This is a genomic window from Brevibacillus schisleri, from assembly GCF_055685845.1.
Window position 1 is genome coordinate 1,651,529 of sequence record NZ_JBVNDM010000001.1, and the last position, 15,300, is coordinate 1,666,828.

The 15,300-nt window shown below is 50.3% G+C and carries 14 protein-coding genes; 12 read left to right on the forward strand and 2 right to left on the reverse strand.

Annotated elements, in window-relative coordinates:
• Positions 1-20 precede the first annotated feature (20 nt).
• The 6 genes from ACUUHJ_RS08365 to ACUUHJ_RS08390 are packed head-to-tail and all read left to right on the forward strand — an operon-like array spanning position 21 to position 6,907.
• Positions 21-1,241, forward strand: coding sequence for a serine hydrolase domain-containing protein (locus ACUUHJ_RS08365; RefSeq protein ID WP_472298663.1), 1,221 nt, complete (start codon positions 21-23; stop codon positions 1,239-1,241).
• An 18-nt stretch (positions 1,242-1,259) separates the two neighbouring features.
• Positions 1,260-2,234: an ABC transporter ATP-binding protein gene (locus tag ACUUHJ_RS08370; RefSeq protein WP_173608746.1), complete on the forward strand. Its 975-nt coding sequence runs from the start codon at positions 1,260-1,262 to the stop codon at positions 2,232-2,234.
• The gene (locus ACUUHJ_RS08375; RefSeq protein WP_289676851.1) at positions 2,231-3,199 is read left to right on the forward strand and encodes an ABC transporter ATP-binding protein; all 969 of its coding nucleotides are present in this window, start codon (positions 2,231-2,233) and stop codon (positions 3,197-3,199) included. Before ACUUHJ_RS08370 ends, ACUUHJ_RS08375 begins: the two co-directional genes overlap by 4 nt.
• Before the next feature lie 44 nt (positions 3,200-3,243).
• Entirely contained in the window at positions 3,244-4,152 is a 909-nt protein-coding gene (murQ, locus tag ACUUHJ_RS08380; protein ID WP_289676853.1) for an N-acetylmuramic acid 6-phosphate etherase, read from the forward strand.
• Positions 4,153-4,179: 27 nt separating this feature from the next.
• Positions 4,180-5,595, forward strand: a complete 1,416-nt coding sequence (locus ACUUHJ_RS08385) for an FAD-binding oxidoreductase (RefSeq protein ID WP_472298664.1) — start codon at positions 4,180-4,182, stop codon at positions 5,593-5,595.
• On the forward strand, positions 5,588-6,907 hold the full coding sequence (locus ACUUHJ_RS08390) for a (Fe-S)-binding protein (RefSeq protein ID WP_472298665.1): 1,320 nt from the start codon (positions 5,588-5,590) through the stop codon (positions 6,905-6,907). Before ACUUHJ_RS08385 ends, ACUUHJ_RS08390 begins: the two co-directional genes overlap by 8 nt.
• 36 nt (positions 6,908-6,943) lie before the next feature.
• Here the strand turns inward: ACUUHJ_RS08390 and ACUUHJ_RS08395 are convergent, their stop codons facing one another.
• Entirely contained in the window at positions 6,944-8,188 is a 1,245-nt protein-coding gene (locus ACUUHJ_RS08395) for a pyridoxal-phosphate-dependent aminotransferase family protein (protein WP_472298666.1), read from the reverse strand.
• A 93-nt stretch (positions 8,189-8,281) separates the two neighbouring features.
• Positions 8,282-9,313, reverse strand: coding sequence for a sporulation integral membrane protein YtvI (gene ytvI, locus ACUUHJ_RS08400; RefSeq protein ID WP_064201222.1), 1,032 nt, complete (start codon positions 9,311-9,313; stop codon positions 8,282-8,284).
• Between the two features lie 263 nt (positions 9,314-9,576).
• Here ytvI and ACUUHJ_RS08405 point away from each other — a divergent pair, with 263 nt between their 5' ends.
• From ACUUHJ_RS08405 to ACUUHJ_RS08430, 6 genes are all read left to right on the forward strand, one after another.
• Positions 9,577-10,851 (forward strand): cation:dicarboxylate symporter family transporter, encoded by a 1,275-nt coding sequence (locus ACUUHJ_RS08405; RefSeq protein WP_289676861.1) that lies wholly within the window; start codon positions 9,577-9,579, stop codon positions 10,849-10,851.
• A 246-nt stretch (positions 10,852-11,097) separates the two neighbouring features.
• The gene (locus tag ACUUHJ_RS08410) at positions 11,098-12,006 is read left to right on the forward strand and encodes an NUDIX hydrolase (protein WP_289676862.1); all 909 of its coding nucleotides are present in this window, start codon (positions 11,098-11,100) and stop codon (positions 12,004-12,006) included.
• A gap of 24 nt (positions 12,007-12,030) precedes the next feature.
• Entirely contained in the window at positions 12,031-12,891 is an 861-nt protein-coding gene (locus ACUUHJ_RS08415) for a TIGR02452 family protein (RefSeq protein ID WP_472298667.1), read from the forward strand.
• The gene (gene pnuC, locus ACUUHJ_RS08420; protein WP_289676864.1) at positions 12,888-13,601 is read left to right on the forward strand and encodes a nicotinamide riboside transporter PnuC; all 714 of its coding nucleotides are present in this window, start codon (positions 12,888-12,890) and stop codon (positions 13,599-13,601) included. Before ACUUHJ_RS08415 ends, pnuC begins: the two co-directional genes overlap by 4 nt.
• Positions 13,589-14,647, forward strand: a complete 1,059-nt coding sequence (gene nadR, locus ACUUHJ_RS08425) for a multifunctional transcriptional regulator/nicotinamide-nucleotide adenylyltransferase/ribosylnicotinamide kinase NadR (protein WP_472298668.1) — start codon at positions 13,589-13,591, stop codon at positions 14,645-14,647. Before pnuC ends, nadR begins: the two co-directional genes overlap by 13 nt.
• A 41-nt stretch (positions 14,648-14,688) precedes the next feature.
• On the forward strand, positions 14,689-15,276 hold the full coding sequence (locus tag ACUUHJ_RS08430) for a DUF1802 family protein (protein WP_472298669.1): 588 nt from the start codon (positions 14,689-14,691) through the stop codon (positions 15,274-15,276).
• Positions 15,277-15,300 lie beyond the last annotated feature (24 nt).

Genomic DNA, 15,300 nt, shown 5'->3' on the forward strand with positions numbered 1-15,300 from the left:
ATAGGCTGAGGTGAGAACGAATGAATGTGCAACAGATCAGAGAACGAATGGAGTCTAGTCTGACGCAAGGGATTCATCAGGGCATTTTTCCGGGAGGCGCTGTCAGCATGCTGCGAAAAGGCGCGCCTGCTGTGATGGTCTGCATGGGAAAAACAAGCTATGGACAAGATGGAAGGCCGGTTCATTGTCAAACGCTGTATGATATGGCCTCCTTGACCAAGGTAATGGTGACCTTGCCGCTCATCCTCATCAGTGTGCAGGAAGGCAAGCTGTCGTTGAATGACTCGGCGACGACCTACTTGCCTGAATTAGCGAGCGCTCACGATCAGGAACGCAAAGGGCAGATTAAAATTATTCATCTGCTCACACATACATCGGGTCTTCCTGCATGGCGTCCGTACTTTTTGCTAGGGAAAAATCGGGAGGACTATTTGCGGCTCATCGCAAACGAGTCGATGCTGGATGCCCCGGGGCGTAATGTTGTGTACAGCGATCTGGGATTCATGCTGTTGGGCTTTGTACTGGAGCGCATCTGGGAGGAGGAACTGGACGCGCTTTCGAAGCGACTGATTTTTCAACCGAGCCGAATGTTTCATACAAGCTACTTGCCGCTGGAACAACCACGTCTGCAAGGAATGGACATTGCTGCTACGGAGAAGGGCAATGCCTTTGAACAAAAAATGGCGGTGACTTTTTTATCAGAGTTAGCAGAAGCTAGACATCCTTTGGCGCTGGAGTGGCAGCAAGCTTTGACCGAATACGGTTGGCGAGAAGGAGTTATTAGTGGCACTGTTCACGATTGCAACGCCCACTATGGCTTGGAAGGTGTCAGCGGGCACGCCGGACTTTTTTCCACCTTGGCTGATACAGAGCGCTACATCCACATATGGACGAGTGGGAAGGCTTCCGTACAGCTTGATCCGACGCTGTGTTCCTTGGCTACTCGCTCACTCACAGACCATTCGATTCATCGCAGAGGTTTGGGGTGGATCATTTCCCCGACAGGCGGTTCCTTGGAACAACTTGCCGCAGGCTGTAGTGGGGGAGACCTTGTTTCGGAACGCGCCTTTGGGCATACCGGTTTTACAGGAACGTCGATCTGGTCGGACCCGGAGAGAGACGTAACGCTGATTACATTGACAAACCGCGTGCATCTTGTCGCGAGCCCGTTGATCGGGGCGTGGCGGACCGCTCACCATAACCGATTATTTTCTGTAATCAAACCTGACCACACATCCTGATGAAAAGGGGGAGTACTCATGGCAGCAATGCTTACGATTGATGATTTGCGAACTTCTTTTATCCAAGCAGGCAAAAAGCTGACCGTGATCGAGGGTGTCAGCCTCTCTGTAGAGCCTGGTGAAACCGTCGGTGTGGTCGGTGAATCCGGATGTGGAAAAAGCGTGACCAGCATGTCCATCATGCAGCTCTTGGGACGGAATGTAGAGATGACCGGGAGCATCCGTTTTCAAGACAAGGAGCTGCTCTTACTCACGGAAAAACAAATGCAAGCGATTCGCGGCAATCAGATCGCGATGATTTTTCAGGAGCCGATGACTTCGCTAAACCCATTGCATTCGATCGGCAAACAGATCAGCGAGCCCTTGCGTCGGCATCTCGGACTGTCCAAACAGGAAGCCAAGCGACGGACGATCGAGCTTTTGAAAGAAGTCGGGATTCCGCGTGCCGATGAAATCATTTCCGACTATCCGCACCAATTGTCAGGCGGGATGCGTCAACGTGTGATGATTGCGATGGCGATGTCTTGTGCGCCCAAGCTCTTGATTGCCGACGAGCCAACGACGGCTTTGGACGTGACGATTCAGGCGCAAATATTGGAACTCATGAAAAAAGTCCGTCAAGAGCAAGGCACTTCCATCCTGCTTATCACACATGACCTGGGAGTCGTGGCGGAGATGTGTCATCGCGTCATCGTCATGTATGCAGGTCAAATCGTAGAGGAAGCCGACGTCAAGCAACTGTTTGACGAGCCGAAGCATCCGTATACGAGAGGGCTTTTGAAATCAATGCCTTCTGTCAGTGTCAACCAAGTGCGTTTGGATGCGATTCCGGGCTCGGTGCCCCTTTTGAGCGAAATGCCTGCGGGTTGTCGTTTTGCACCGCGCTGTTCACAAGTCATGGATATTTGCCGCGAGAAAAATCCAGAGCTTACGCCTGTCGCAGACAACCAAAAGTGCCGCTGCTGGCTGTATCGCGAGGAGGACGTGCAATGAGGCAACCACTATTGGAAGTCAAATCATTGACCAAGCATTTCACGAGCAAGCAAGGATTCTTCAGCAAGGAAAAAGTCGTTCGTGCCGTCGATGGAGTCAACCTTGCTGTTTATCCTGGCGAGACTGTCAGCATCGTTGGCGAATCGGGGTGTGGGAAGTCCACGACAGGACGATGCATCCTGCGCTTGATTGAACCGACTGATGGAGAAGTCTTTTTTGAAGGACAGGATATCCGCAAGCTCAATGAATCAGAGCTGCGTAGAGCCAGACGCAACATGCAGCTCGTTTTTCAAGACCCGTTTGCTTCGCTGAACCCGCGTAAAACAATCGGACAGCTTTTGGAGGACCCACTCATCATCCACGGCATCGGCAATATAGCAGAACGCCGCAAGCAAGTCGAGGAGATGATCCAGATCGTCGGCCTCTCCAAGCAGCAGCTGGATCGCTTTCCGCATGAATTTTCTGGTGGTCAGCGCCAGCGGATTGGCATAGCAAGGGCGCTGATTTTGCGCCCGAAGCTGATTGTGGCTGATGAGCCTGTGTCTGCACTGGACGTGTCGATTCAGGCACAAATTTTGAACCTGATGCAAGATTTGCAAAAGGAGTTCAATCTGACGTATTTGTTTATCTCGCATGATTTGAGTGTCGTCCGCCATATTTCTGATCGGGTAGCGGTTATGTATCTAGGAAAAGTGGTGGAGGTAGCGGATAAACAATCGTTGTACGAGAAACCCACGCATCCCTATACACAAGCACTGTTATCAGCGGTGCCTGTACCAAATCCCCATTTGACGACCCAGCGGATCATTTTGGAGGGCGACCTGCCGAGTCCAGCGAATCCGCCGTCTGGCTGCACATTCCATCCGCGTTGCCGCCACTGTATGGACATTTGCAAAACGGTTGCTCCTGTGGCTAGCGAGGTTTCAACAGGGCACTTTGTCACTTGCCATTTGGATCAGTCATGAAGTGAACATGGGGCAGTAAGATTGAAAAGGAGGTTCGATAGAGCATGAATCTGGAGAACTTGCAAGCATTGACGACTGAAGGAAAAAACGAGGGCAGCAGTGATTTGGATCAATTGAGTGCCCGAGGCATCGTACAAATGATGAACGATGAAGACAAGAAAGTTCCATATGCGGTAGAGCGCGTCCTCGATCAAGTATCTGATGCGGTAGAGGTTATCACACACGCACTGGAAAAGGGCGGAAGACTGTTTTACTTTGGTGCTGGAACGAGTGGACGCTTAGGAATTTTGGATGCGTCCGAGTGCCCGCCCACCTTTGGTACCCACCCTGAGCTCGTTCAAGGCGTGATAGCAGGCGGGCCATCCGCAATGGTACGCGCGGTAGAGGGCGCAGAGGATTCCTTTGAACTGGGTCAAGAAGATGTGCATAAATACGGTGTGACCAAAAATGATGTGGTCGTAGGGATCGCAGCCAGCGGACGGACTCCGTATGTTCTCGGTGTATTGGCGGAGGCACAGAAGATCAAAGCCAAGACGATTGCTGTCGCTTGCAACAAGTCTTCGTACATCAATGAAGGCGTAGATGTAGCAATTAATGTCGTCGTAGGACCGGAAGTATTGACCGGATCGACGAGGCTCAAGGCAGGAACGGCCCAAAAGCTGGTGCTGAACATGCTGACGACAGCGACGATGATTCGCTTGGGCAAAGTGTACGGAAATTTGATGGTCAGCGTGCAAGCGACCAACCTCAAGCTAAAAGAACGAGTAAAGCGGATCATCATGGAAATAACCGGAGCGAGTTACGAGGAAGCGGAGCAACTGGCTGATCAGGCAGACGGTGATGCGAAGACAGCCATTATCATGAAGCTAACCGGATCGAGCAGGGAAGAAGCCACTCGTTTGTTGAATGTTACCAATGGAAGAATCAGGGAAGCAATTTCGCAGTTGGACTAAGTTCATGGGAAAGGGTGAAGAGATTCCATGTTGCCAGAATCTATTCGCGAAGAGCTGCGTGCTATCGTCGGAGCGAAAAACTGTCTCGACAAACAGGAAGCATTAATCGCCTATTCATATGACGCGACGCCGATGCAGCAAGCATTGCCGGATGTGGTCGTCATGCCGAAGAGCACAGCCGAAATCCAACAGGTCATGCGAGTCGCCGCACGACATCACATCCCGATTGTGACGCGTGGAGCAGGCTCCAATCTATGTGGAGGCACGATACCAGTCGGTGGCGGAATTGTTTTGGTGTTGAGCCGGATGAATCAGATCGTAGAGATTGACGAGCAAAATTTGACGATTACGGTGCAGCCGGGGGTTCGAACAGTCGACATCCATCAGGCGGTAGAGGCACTCGGTTTGTTTTATCCACCAGATCCAGGCAGCATGGTCATCTCCACGATTGGTGGGAATATTGCGCTCAATTCGGGTGGACTGCGCGGGTTGAAGTACGGAACCACCAAGGATTACGTGCTGGGGCTTGAGGCTGTGTTGCCGAACGGAGAGATCATCCGTACCGGAGGCAAGCTGATGAAGGATGTAGCGGGCTATGATCTGACCAAGCTTTTGGTTGGTAGCGAGGGTACATTGGCGATCATTACGGAGGCGATTCTCAAGCTGATTCCGAAGCCACAGACACAGCGAGTTATGCTCGCGATGTTCGCAGATATGGCACAGGCGGCGAGGTCTGTTTCGGATATTATTGCCAACCGTATTATTCCTGGAACGCTGGAATTTCTCGACCAGGGCACGATCCGTGTTGTCGAGGATTTCAAACAGATCGGGCTTCCAACAGATGTGGCGGCGATCCTCCTGATCGGTCAGGACGGAGAGCCACAGACGGTTGATCGGGATATGGAGCAGATCGCTGCTATTTGCAAAAAGAATGCAGCCGTGCAAATCAAGGTAGCGACGACAGCGGAGGAAGCTGATGAGGTGATGACTGCCAGACGCAGTGCACTCGCCGCATTGTCCCGGATGCGTCCAACGACCATATTGGAGGACGCAACCGTTCCTCGTGCCGCGATTGCGCCCATGGTCGCCGCGATCCAAGAGATTACAGAGCGTTACGGGCTGCAAATTTGCACCTTTGGCCATGCAGGAGACGGCAATTTGCATCCGACCTGTATGACAGACGCTCGCAACACGGAAGAGATCGAGCGTGTCGAGCATGCCTTCGAGGAAATATTCGCGGCGGCAATCGATTTGGGCGGTACGATTACGGGAGAGCATGGCGTAGGGATCGTCAAGGCACCGTATTTGGAGTGGAAAGTAGGGGCCGCAGGTATGGAGATCATGAAAGGCATCAAGCACGCTTTCGATCCTCACAATCTACTGAATCCTGACAAGATGTTTGCGAAACAGTCCCGGAACAGAGTGGTGGTCCAGCGTGCTTAAAGAAGCCTTGGTAAAGAAACTCGATTACGATGAACTGTCCAACTGTATGCGCTGTGGCTTCTGTCAGCCAGCCTGTCCGACCTTTCGGGAAACTGGCTATGAGGCGGCTTCTCCACGCGGTCGCATCGCCTTGATGAAAGCCGTAGCAGACGGTGTCATGGAGCCGGACAAGGATTTCGTCGATCAAATGAATCTGTGTCTAGGCTGCCGGGCATGTGAGCCGGTATGTCCAGCAGGTGTGCCGTACGGTCAGCTGATCGAGCAGACGCGAGAAGCGATCGAAGAGGCGCAGGAGCATCCATGGTGGGTCAAAGCCGTCCGCAAGCTCGCGTTTTTCCACCTGTTTCCTCATCAGAAGCGCATGTACCAGCTCGGCGGACTCATGCGCTTCTATCAACGCTCAGGTGTGCAAAAAGTCGTTCGCAAGCTGGGGGTGCTGTCCATCCTGCCAAAGCAAATGCGGGAAATGGAAGCGATCATGCCAGAAGCAAGCAGTAAAGGCATTGTGGACTACTTTGGCGGCACTGTCATTCCGGCCGTTGGAGAGCGCAAGTATCGTGTTGGGATGTTTCACGGCTGCATCATGGATGTCCTGTTCAATGAGACGAATCGCAATACCGTTCGGCTTTTGAGTGAGGCAGGCTGTGAGGTCATCATCGCTCCAGACCAGGTTTGCTGCGGCGCTCTCCATGCACATAGCGGTGAACGTGAACAGGCTCGCCATTTGGCGCGAAAAAATGTAGCTGCTTTTCACAAGGCTGACGTGGATTTCATTGTATCCAATGCAGGTGGTTGCGGGGCGATGCTTCTAGAATACGACCACTTGCTGGCAAAAGATGCCCTGTGGCAGGAGAAAGCAAAATGGTTCGCTTCACGCGTGAAGGATATTAGCGAGGTAGTTACACTCCTCGTCGAGCCAAAAGAATGGCAGTCATTGCCGCAACGAATCACCTATCAATCCTCCTGTCACCTGCGCAACGGGATGAAGGTGACCAAAGAGCCAGTGAGCCTTTTGCAAGCCATTCCGGGAGCTACATACGTACAGCTTCGCGAAGGAGATCGCTGCTGCGGTTCGGCTGGCATTTACAACCTGGTGCAGCCTGAGATGGCCGGGAGTCTTTTAGACGAAAAAATGGGTCATGTAGCGGCTACCCAAGCAGACATTCTTGTGACGTCGAATCCGGGCTGTCTGCTGCAAATGAAAGCAGGCATTCATCGAGCAGGACTAGAAGAAAAGATGGAAGCCGTGCACATCGTCGATTTATTGGCACGTGTGAAGCAGGAACAAAAGCCCTTGTCGCCCCCTGAGTGAGTGGGGATGACAAAGGCTTTTTCTGCTTAAGAGGGGCTAGCTGTTTTGTCCTTTTTCCTGATCGTAGATATCCAATGCAGCCTGAACAGCGCGCCCAGCGTGTACACGGGCTCCATGCCGAATGAGAACGGCTTCCAACGCCCCTAGTACATGCAAAATGTTTTTCTTCCGGCAGCTGTAGCCCATTGTGCCAATCCGCCAGATTGTTCCTTTTAGCGGCCCAAAGGAACTGGCAATTTCAATATGAAAATCTTCGAGCAGCATAGCACGGACTGACTCTCCGTCGAGCTCATCAGGAATTTTAATACAGGTCACGACGGGAAGCTTGCAAGCCGGATCGCCATAGAGCTGCAATCCCATCGCCAACACACCAGCGACCAAGGCTTGTTCATGCAAGCGATGTCTGGCAAATCTCGCCTCCAGACCTTCCGTGAGGGCGATGCGCACTCCTTCGCGCAAGGCGTACAGCATCGTTGTCGCCTCCGTATGGTGGTTCAGCCGTGCGGGTCCCCAGTAATCCATGAGCTGGCTCAAGTCAAAATAGTTGCTACGGATCGGTCGAGTTTGAGCAGATTTCGGAGCAGAGGGATCAGCCAGTCCACGCTCAATCTTTTTCCGTTGGAGCAAGAGTGCTTCTATACGAGAATTAAACGTGAGCGGAGCCATTCCAGAGGGGACCGACAAGCATTTTTGCGTGCCGCCAATACAGGCGTCGATATACCAATCGTCTACCTTCACTTCTGTCCCGCCGATCGAAGCGACAGCATCAACGACAAACAGAACATCCATCCGGCGGCAAGCTTCTCCGATTTCTTTCAAGGGCTGAACACAGCCAGTGGATGTTTCGCCGTGAACCATTGCTACGATTTTGGGCTGAACTCGCTCGATTTCGGCAATGACGTCCTGCGGTTCAAAGACACTTCCCCAGCGCGTTTCCATCGTTATCACATCTGCGCCGTACCTTTCCGCAATCTCCGTGAGCAAGTGCCCGAATCGTCCATAAATGGGTACAAGCACCCGATCTCCTGGTTCAATTATGCTACACAAAACGGCCTCGATGCCCGCTCGGGAAGTTCCATCTATAGGGAATGCCCAATGATTGGATGTCTGAAACAATTTCCGAAGCATTTCCATTGTTTCGTTCATGATGTCTGTGAATTCTGGATCGAATTGTCCCAAAATGGGTGACCCCATCACGCGGAGAACACTAGGCTCGGCCTCGACGGGCCCTGGCGTCATGATTGTCCGGTGTGAGGTGGTCAGTTCTTTGTATGCACACATAAGCTCTCCCCCAGATCTTTCTATATCAACGGCCGCTTTTCCGATCCCATTATCGGAAAAACGGCGGTAGCACTACCTATACTTTTGTGCCCATCAAAAATCGATTTTGAAATTCAAGAATCCAGCTTTTCTCAGCGCCTCGTAGATAATGACGAGCGCTGGGCCAAGTATCAGCCCGAAAAATCCCAGCACCTGAAATCCGAGGAACATGCTGACAAGAGCGGCCAGAGCGCTTATTCCCAGATTAGATGCGAGTATCTTTGGTTCAATAATGCGGCGGACGACCGTAATCACGAGGAAGATGACAATCAGGCCGATTGCCAAAGAAGAGTTACCCATCAAGAAGGTGTAAATAGCCCATGGGACGAGGAACGAGCCTGTGCCTAAGATGGGGAGAATATCGACGAAAACGATCATGAGCGAAATGACGGCTGCATACTTGACCTGCAAAATAAGCAATCCCAATAAGGACAGCGCGAACGTCATCAGACTCAAGATGATTTGGGCACGTAAAAAACCAAGGGTGGCACGGTTCAATTGAGAGATAACCACCTCGACCTTTTCACGAGCAGATACGGTGAACATTCTCATGAACCCAGCACGCAACTTCGGGAAATCGAGACTGATCAAAAACAAGGCAACCAGGTAAATAATCGTGGAGATCAAAAAGCCCGGAATGATGGCTGCCACACCGAGAATCCCTTTGGCAACCGTAGAGGCTGAAGTAAGCGCCCAGCTTTTCAGCCCAGCGAAGACACTCTGGATTTCCGATACGGTTTCAGCAGGTAACGACGCATAGTAAGTTTCCCAGCTCATCAAATAGGACTCGACCAACTCAAAAATATGCTGTGAATAAGCCGGTAATCGCTGAGCCAAATCCATTCCCTGAATCACAATCTGCGTACCGATCCAGTACAGTACAATCCCAAAAGAAATGAGGAACAGGAAAAAGGCTGTGATTACCGCACTCATCCGATTCATTCGTAGTCTCTTGATAAGAAACAAGACGAGCGGCTCAACCAGAATTGCAGTTAACAGTGCTAGCAAAAAGGGGACGGAGTAAGGCAAAAGAAACAACCCGACTGCTAGAACTAGTAGCAGGATGATCATTTTCCGAATCGTCATGACTGCGCTCCATTCTGAGTAAAAAGTCGCTGAAAATTGATTCCCTTATTTTATCATTTTTCCAGAAATGAATACAATGAGCCCAATCATATCGCGAAATTGATAGAGAATATCAGAAAAAACAAAGAATTGAAAAGAATACAAAAAAGGGGAAAACACAAAAAGTCATGATATGATGCTCATCTATATACCACTCAAGTTTGATGCGTGTAAGCATATCGTCTTGAGAGTCACATCTTATTCTTTCATAGCGAGGTGTCGGAATGAAGCGGTTTGGATTAGCGATGCAGATTGTCGTCGGTCTCATTCTGGGTATCCTGGTGGGTGCCATTTTTTACGGCAACCCGGCAGTGGCGACCTATTTACAGCCTATCGGTGATATTTTTCTCCGGTTGATTAAAATGATTGTCGTTCCGATCGTTGTTGCCACGCTTATTGTGGGCGTAGCAGGCGTAGGTGACATGAAAAAGCTCGGCAAAATCGGTGGTAAGACAATTTTGTATTTTGAAATCGTTACCACGATTGCCATTATCGTTGGTCTTTTGGCGGCCAATATCTTTCAACCGGGTGTCGGTGTGGATCGAACAGTCCTTACCAAGACTGATATCCACAAGTATGTAGACACGGCAGAAGCAACACAAAGCCACGGTATGGTGGAAACATTCGTTAAGATTGTACCAACGAATATCTTTGATTCGCTTGCTCGTGGTGATATGTTAGCAATTATTTTCTTCTCCGTCCTGTTTGGACTCGGTGTCGCAGCAGCAGGTGAGAAGGGAAGGCCGGTTCTCAACTTTTTCAATGGAGTCGCGGACGCCATGTTCTGGGTTGTGAACACCATCATGCGTTTCGCTCCGTTTGGTGTTTTTGCACTGATTGGTGTTACCGTTTCCAAATTCGGTTTGTCATCCTTGATTCCATTGGGGAAACTGGTTATTTTGGTTCACGTTGCCATGGTGTTCTTCATCTTGGTGGTATTGGGCATCATCGCGCGTATCAGCGGAATCAAAATTACTTCCCTTCTGCGTGTACTGAAGGACGAGCTGTTGTTGGCTTATTCAACTTCCAGCTCCGAGACTGTACTGCCTAAAATTATGGAAAAAATGGAGAAGATGGGCTGTCCGAAGGCGATCGCGTCCTTTGTTATTCCGACAGGCTACTCCTTCAACCTGGATGGCTCCACACTGTACCAGGCACTGGCTGCTCTGTTCATTGCGCAAATGTATGGTATTCACATGCCAATTAGCACACAGATCACGCTGATGCTCGTACTGATGGTTACGTCCAAAGGGATCGCTGGTGTACCGGGAGTATCGTTCGTAGTACTGTTGGCTACCCTCGGCTCTGTAGGTCTCCCAGTAGAAGGTCTTGCTTTCATCGCCGGTGTAGACCGTTTGATGGATATGGCTCGTACAGTTGTTAACGTAGTAGGTAATGCGTTGGCAGCAATCGTGATCTCTCGTTGGGAAGGTCAGTTCGACAAAAAGAAAGCAGACGATTATGTTCAGGCAGTAAAAGCCGATCGAAGTGCTGCTTAATCTAAGCTATTAATAGTTTGAAGAAGCCTCCTGTCAGTGAATTTAGCTGGCAGGGGGCTTTTTGTTTTGCGTGGATAGAGTGGCTGAAGTGGAAGGAAGAAGCGCATTTCTGCTAATTACCCAGTTCAAACTTTTTTAGTTGACACCAAAAACAGGAAAGAGTAATATGATACCAACAACTTGATAATAACATTTTGTTAATAACAAAAAGACAACAACAATTCAGCAGCAAAAAGAGGCGATTGGATGAAAGATAAACCATCTGTCAATAAACAAGGTCAAACCGAACAGGAGTACTTGGAAGCTTATGATGTCAGCCAATTCGAGCGACCGTCTGTGACAGTCGATATGCTGGTATTCACCGTGATGGATGAGCTGGAAGAGAATTACCGCAAGCTCTCGCCCAAGTCGTTGAAAATATTGCTGGTGAAGCGTGGTGAGCATCCGTATATCGGCCAATGGGCGCTGCCAGGTGGGTTTGTTACACCTGGGGAGAGTCTGGAGGAGGCAGCCAGACGCGAGCTGCGTACGGAAACAAACGTAGATGACATTTACTTGGAGCAGCTCTACACCTGGGGCGATACGGGCAGAGATCCACGGACATGGGTCATTAGCACGTCGTACATGGCCTTGGTAGACAGCTCGTCTTTACAGTTGCAGGCAGGCGATGATGCAGAGGAAGCGGAGTGGTACCGCATCGAGGACAGGTGGCTAAAAGAAACGAAGACGGCGACGATTGACGGCTCCATTACTGAAAAATGGCTGGAGCTGCGACTTGTACATGAGAGAGAGCAACTGTCTGCCACGATTAAAATTACCAAAACAGTAACGGGCCGAACTGTACGTGAGACCCGCGAAATTGTAGAGACGAACAATCTTGCATTTGATCACGCCAAAATCATTCAATACGCACTGGAGCGATTGCGCAACAAAATTGAATATACGGATATCGCCTTTGCCTTAATGCCGGAGCTGTTCACATTAAGCGATCTGCAACAGGTGTACGAAGTGATTTTGGGACGTGAGCTGTTGGCAGCGGCGTTTCGAAGGAAGGTAGCCGACAAAGTGCTGGAAACGAATCAATATCGAAAACATGCCGGGCACCGTCCATCCAAGTATTTCCGCTTTAACCCGGAATGGATGGATCAGACGTAGCCTCGTACCAGGGAGGAAATCACAATGAATCAGGGACACAATCGAAGCGTACGCGTACGAATCGCGCAAGAGACGCTGCAAATCACAGATCAGGGCTACTACGTAAACAAAGCGGGAGAAAAGAAGAGCATTAGGGAGGATCTCGCTGCTGCCATCAGCCAGTCGGTCTTGTATCGTCCAAATGATTTGGCTGCAGATACAGTACAACTGCCATCGCATCAAATAACAGCTGCACAACTGCGTGCCAAGATCGAGGTTACCTCGGAATCCAGCCTGGATGCAGCCAAGCGCCTTGTCGTTTCTGAGAAACGAGCAGATGCCGTATGCTTGAATTTTGCTTCCGCCAAAAATCCGGGCGGAGGATTTCTAGGGGGAAGTCAGGCGCAGGAAGAGAGCTTGGCGCGTTCCTCTGGTCTGTATCCTTGCATCGTGCAAATGCAGGAAATGTACACCTATCATCGCCAGTTGAAAACCTGCTTTTATTCCGACTACATGATTTATTCACCGCGGGTCCCCGTGCTCCGCGATCAAAGCGATCAGCTTTTGCCTGATCCATATCTCTTGTCTTTCGTTACAGCGCCTGCTGTGAATGCGGGGGTTGTTCGTGAGCGAGAGCCTGAAAATATCGCTAAGATTGGTCCTGTTATGATGGAGCGCATCCGGAAAATTTTGCGGGCAGCAGCCATTCACAACCATCGGACGATCATTTTGGGGGCCTATGGCTGCGGAGTATTCCGCAACAAAGCGGAGGACGTAGCAGATTACTTTGCGACTGTTTTGATCGAGGAACAGTATGCACAGCTTTTTGACCACATCGTTTTTGCCATCTACGACAATTCTGCGCGCCAGGAAAACCTGCGAGCGTTCAAGGAGAGATTCGCATGAATGCGAAAAGCACCGGCTTTTTAGCTGACTGGAATTGGTTTGAAAAAATTTGGCTCATCTCATTTACACTCGTAACTATCTATTTGTATTTCGCACTTGATGATACATTAATCGGCTTGATTGCCTCCTTAACAGGGATGCTGAGTGTCGTGCTCGTCGCCAAAGGAAAGACGTGGAGTTACTACCCGGGTATCGTCAATGTGGTTTTGTACGCGTTCGTCGCCTATGGGCAAAAGTACTATGGCGAAGTCATGCTGAATCTTCTCTATTTTTTGCCGATGCAATTCATAGGACTCTACCTGTGGCGTAAAAACCGCGTGTCCGAAGTCAAACAAAATGACGTCAAAATTGCGATTTTGTCCAACCGAGCACGCATCTGGTGGACCATCTTGAGCATCATCGCAACAATTGCCTACGGGTTTGTATTGAAGCAAATGGGCGGGGCCTTGCCTTTTGTTGATTCCTTGACGGCTGTTCTCTCGGTCATCGCGATGCTTTTCATGGTGAAGCGCTTGGTCGAGCAGTGGGTGGTCTGGATCATCATTGATTTGTTCACGATCTACATGTGGCTGGCAGCGTTTTTGAAGGACGGAAGCGATGTCTCGATGCTGGTCATGTGGTCCGCTTATTTGGTGAATGCCATCTACGGCTTGATGAACTGGGTAAGACAGTATCGCAAGCAAAGGGAGGAGCAAACATGGGGAGCGTAGGCTTCATTGGCGGCAAATTTTTGCCACTGCATCAAGGACATGTATACGCAATTACACAGGCGGCCTGCCGCTGCGATGAGCTGTTTGTCGTTCTCTCGCACAGCCCGACTCGCGACCGAAAGCTGTGTGAGGAGGCAGGAATCAAGCCCATTCCCTATGAAGTACGGTTGAGATGGCTGTCCACGCTGGTCAAGGACATGGAAAATGTCCGTGTGCTTGCAGTCGAAGATCGTGCGGATAGCGATGAGAGCTATGATTGGGAGGCAGGAGCAGCGGACATCAAGCGCAAGATCGGGAAAAAAATCGATCTGGTTTTCAGCTCTGAGTCCGCCTATGATCCGATTTTTCGCCGTTTATACCCGGAGGCAGCGCACATCATTCTCGATGAATCGCGCAGCCAAGTACCGATCTCCGCTACCCAGATTCGCAACGAAGGGGTCTTCGCTCATTGGCAGCACATCCCGGCTATTGTTCAGCCCTATTTCGTCAAAAAGGTGGTCGTGGTAGGAACAGAAAGCTGCGGAAAATCGACCTTGACCCGTTATCTTGCGAAAATCTACAACACCGTGTTTGTCGAGGAGTACGGGCGTACAATCTGCGAAGAGGTTGGGGGCTGCGATACGATTTTGACACCGGAGTATTTCCCGCACATCGCGTATGGTCACAAAATGCAAGAATACAAAGCGCTCCAGCAAGCCAACAAGCTCTTGTTCATCGATACCGAAGCGATTGTTACCCAGTTTTACTCTGAACTGTACACGGGGCAAACCTTCTCTGTTCTTGACCAGATTGCCGAAGAGCAAGCGTATGATTTGTGGCTATTGATGGAGTCAGATGTCGCATGGGTAGATGATGGACTGCGTGTGCACGGAGAAGAGCAAGTGCGCCTGCGCAATCACGAAAAGCTGCGTCAGATGCTGGACGAGCGGGGAATTACGTACGTGACATTGCGAGGAAATTATGCCGAAAGACTGCAAGGAGCTATGCTACATGTCGATCAACTGTTGAAGACGACTTCTCAACGAGCTGGAATTGGGCTAGACTAAAGTCATCAAACGATTCTGACAGTAGAAGGGAGCCGTGCTGCATGCAGTCGATCGTACAGCCGCTATCCCCCCTTAGCTTGAAGGAATGGGCAGTCGCCGTCAAAGCGCTTGGAGAAGGTGAGCAGATCATCACGATCCGCAAGGGTGGGTTATACGAAGAAACACGAGAATTCCGCTTGGAAAACAATCAATTTTATTTGTATCCGACCTATGAGCACCAGAAGCGAGACATGGTAAAGGCAGACTACCAGCACCTGTTTGACGCGACCCTCGAAGGCTGGACAATGGACAAGAAGACCGTGACGATCAAATATTTTGCTGAAGTAACCAACGATTTAGAACTCATGGATGAAGCCAAGCTACGCGCGCTATCGCCCTTCCACATCTGGACGGATAATTTCGCAGATGTGCGCTTGCATTGGAAGAAAAAACAGCCGCTGCACATTTTGTTCGTGCGGATGTATCGATTAGAGCAGCCGGTAGAAATTCCGATTGACGTCGCTTATCAGGGCTGCAAATCGTGGCATGATCTATTGGTGGAGATACCGCGAGCTACGTTTACGCCTGTGCTTTCCGACGAGGAGTTCGCAGCGAAAAAAGCTGCGATCATGACGATTCTGCAAGACTAACATTCCATTTTACGCTTGTCTGGA

Bases quoted from the DNA above. Each gene is read 5' to 3' on its own strand.
- ACUUHJ_RS08365 (WP_472298663.1), top strand. From the start codon at position 21: ATGAATGTGCAACAGATCAGAGAACGAATGGAGTCTAGTCTGACGCAA.
- pnuC (WP_289676864.1), top strand. From the start codon at position 12,888: ATGAATGCGAAAAGCACCGGCTTTTTAGCTGACTGGAATTGGTTTGAA.
- nadR (WP_472298668.1), top strand. From the start codon at position 13,589: ATGGGGAGCGTAGGCTTCATTGGCGGCAAATTTTTGCCACTGCATCAA.
- ACUUHJ_RS08375 (WP_289676851.1), top strand. From the start codon at position 2,231: ATGAGGCAACCACTATTGGAAGTCAAATCATTGACCAAGCATTTCACG.
- ACUUHJ_RS08385 (WP_472298664.1), top strand. From the start codon at position 4,180: ATGTTGCCAGAATCTATTCGCGAAGAGCTGCGTGCTATCGTCGGAGCG.
- ACUUHJ_RS08405 (WP_289676861.1), top strand. From the start codon at position 9,577: ATGAAGCGGTTTGGATTAGCGATGCAGATTGTCGTCGGTCTCATTCTG.
- ACUUHJ_RS08410 (WP_289676862.1), top strand. From the start codon at position 11,098: ATGAAAGATAAACCATCTGTCAATAAACAAGGTCAAACCGAACAGGAG.
- ACUUHJ_RS08370 (WP_173608746.1), top strand. From the start codon at position 1,260: ATGGCAGCAATGCTTACGATTGATGATTTGCGAACTTCTTTTATCCAA.
- ACUUHJ_RS08415 (WP_472298667.1), top strand. From the start codon at position 12,031: ATGAATCAGGGACACAATCGAAGCGTACGCGTACGAATCGCGCAAGAG.
- ACUUHJ_RS08395 (WP_472298666.1), bottom strand. From the start codon at position 8,188: ATGTGTGCATACAAAGAACTGACCACCTCACACCGGACAATCATGACG.
- ACUUHJ_RS08430 (WP_472298669.1), top strand. From the start codon at position 14,689: ATGCAGTCGATCGTACAGCCGCTATCCCCCCTTAGCTTGAAGGAATGG.
- ytvI (WP_064201222.1), bottom strand. From the start codon at position 9,313: ATGACGATTCGGAAAATGATCATCCTGCTACTAGTTCTAGCAGTCGGG.
- murQ (WP_289676853.1), top strand. From the start codon at position 3,244: ATGAATCTGGAGAACTTGCAAGCATTGACGACTGAAGGAAAAAACGAG.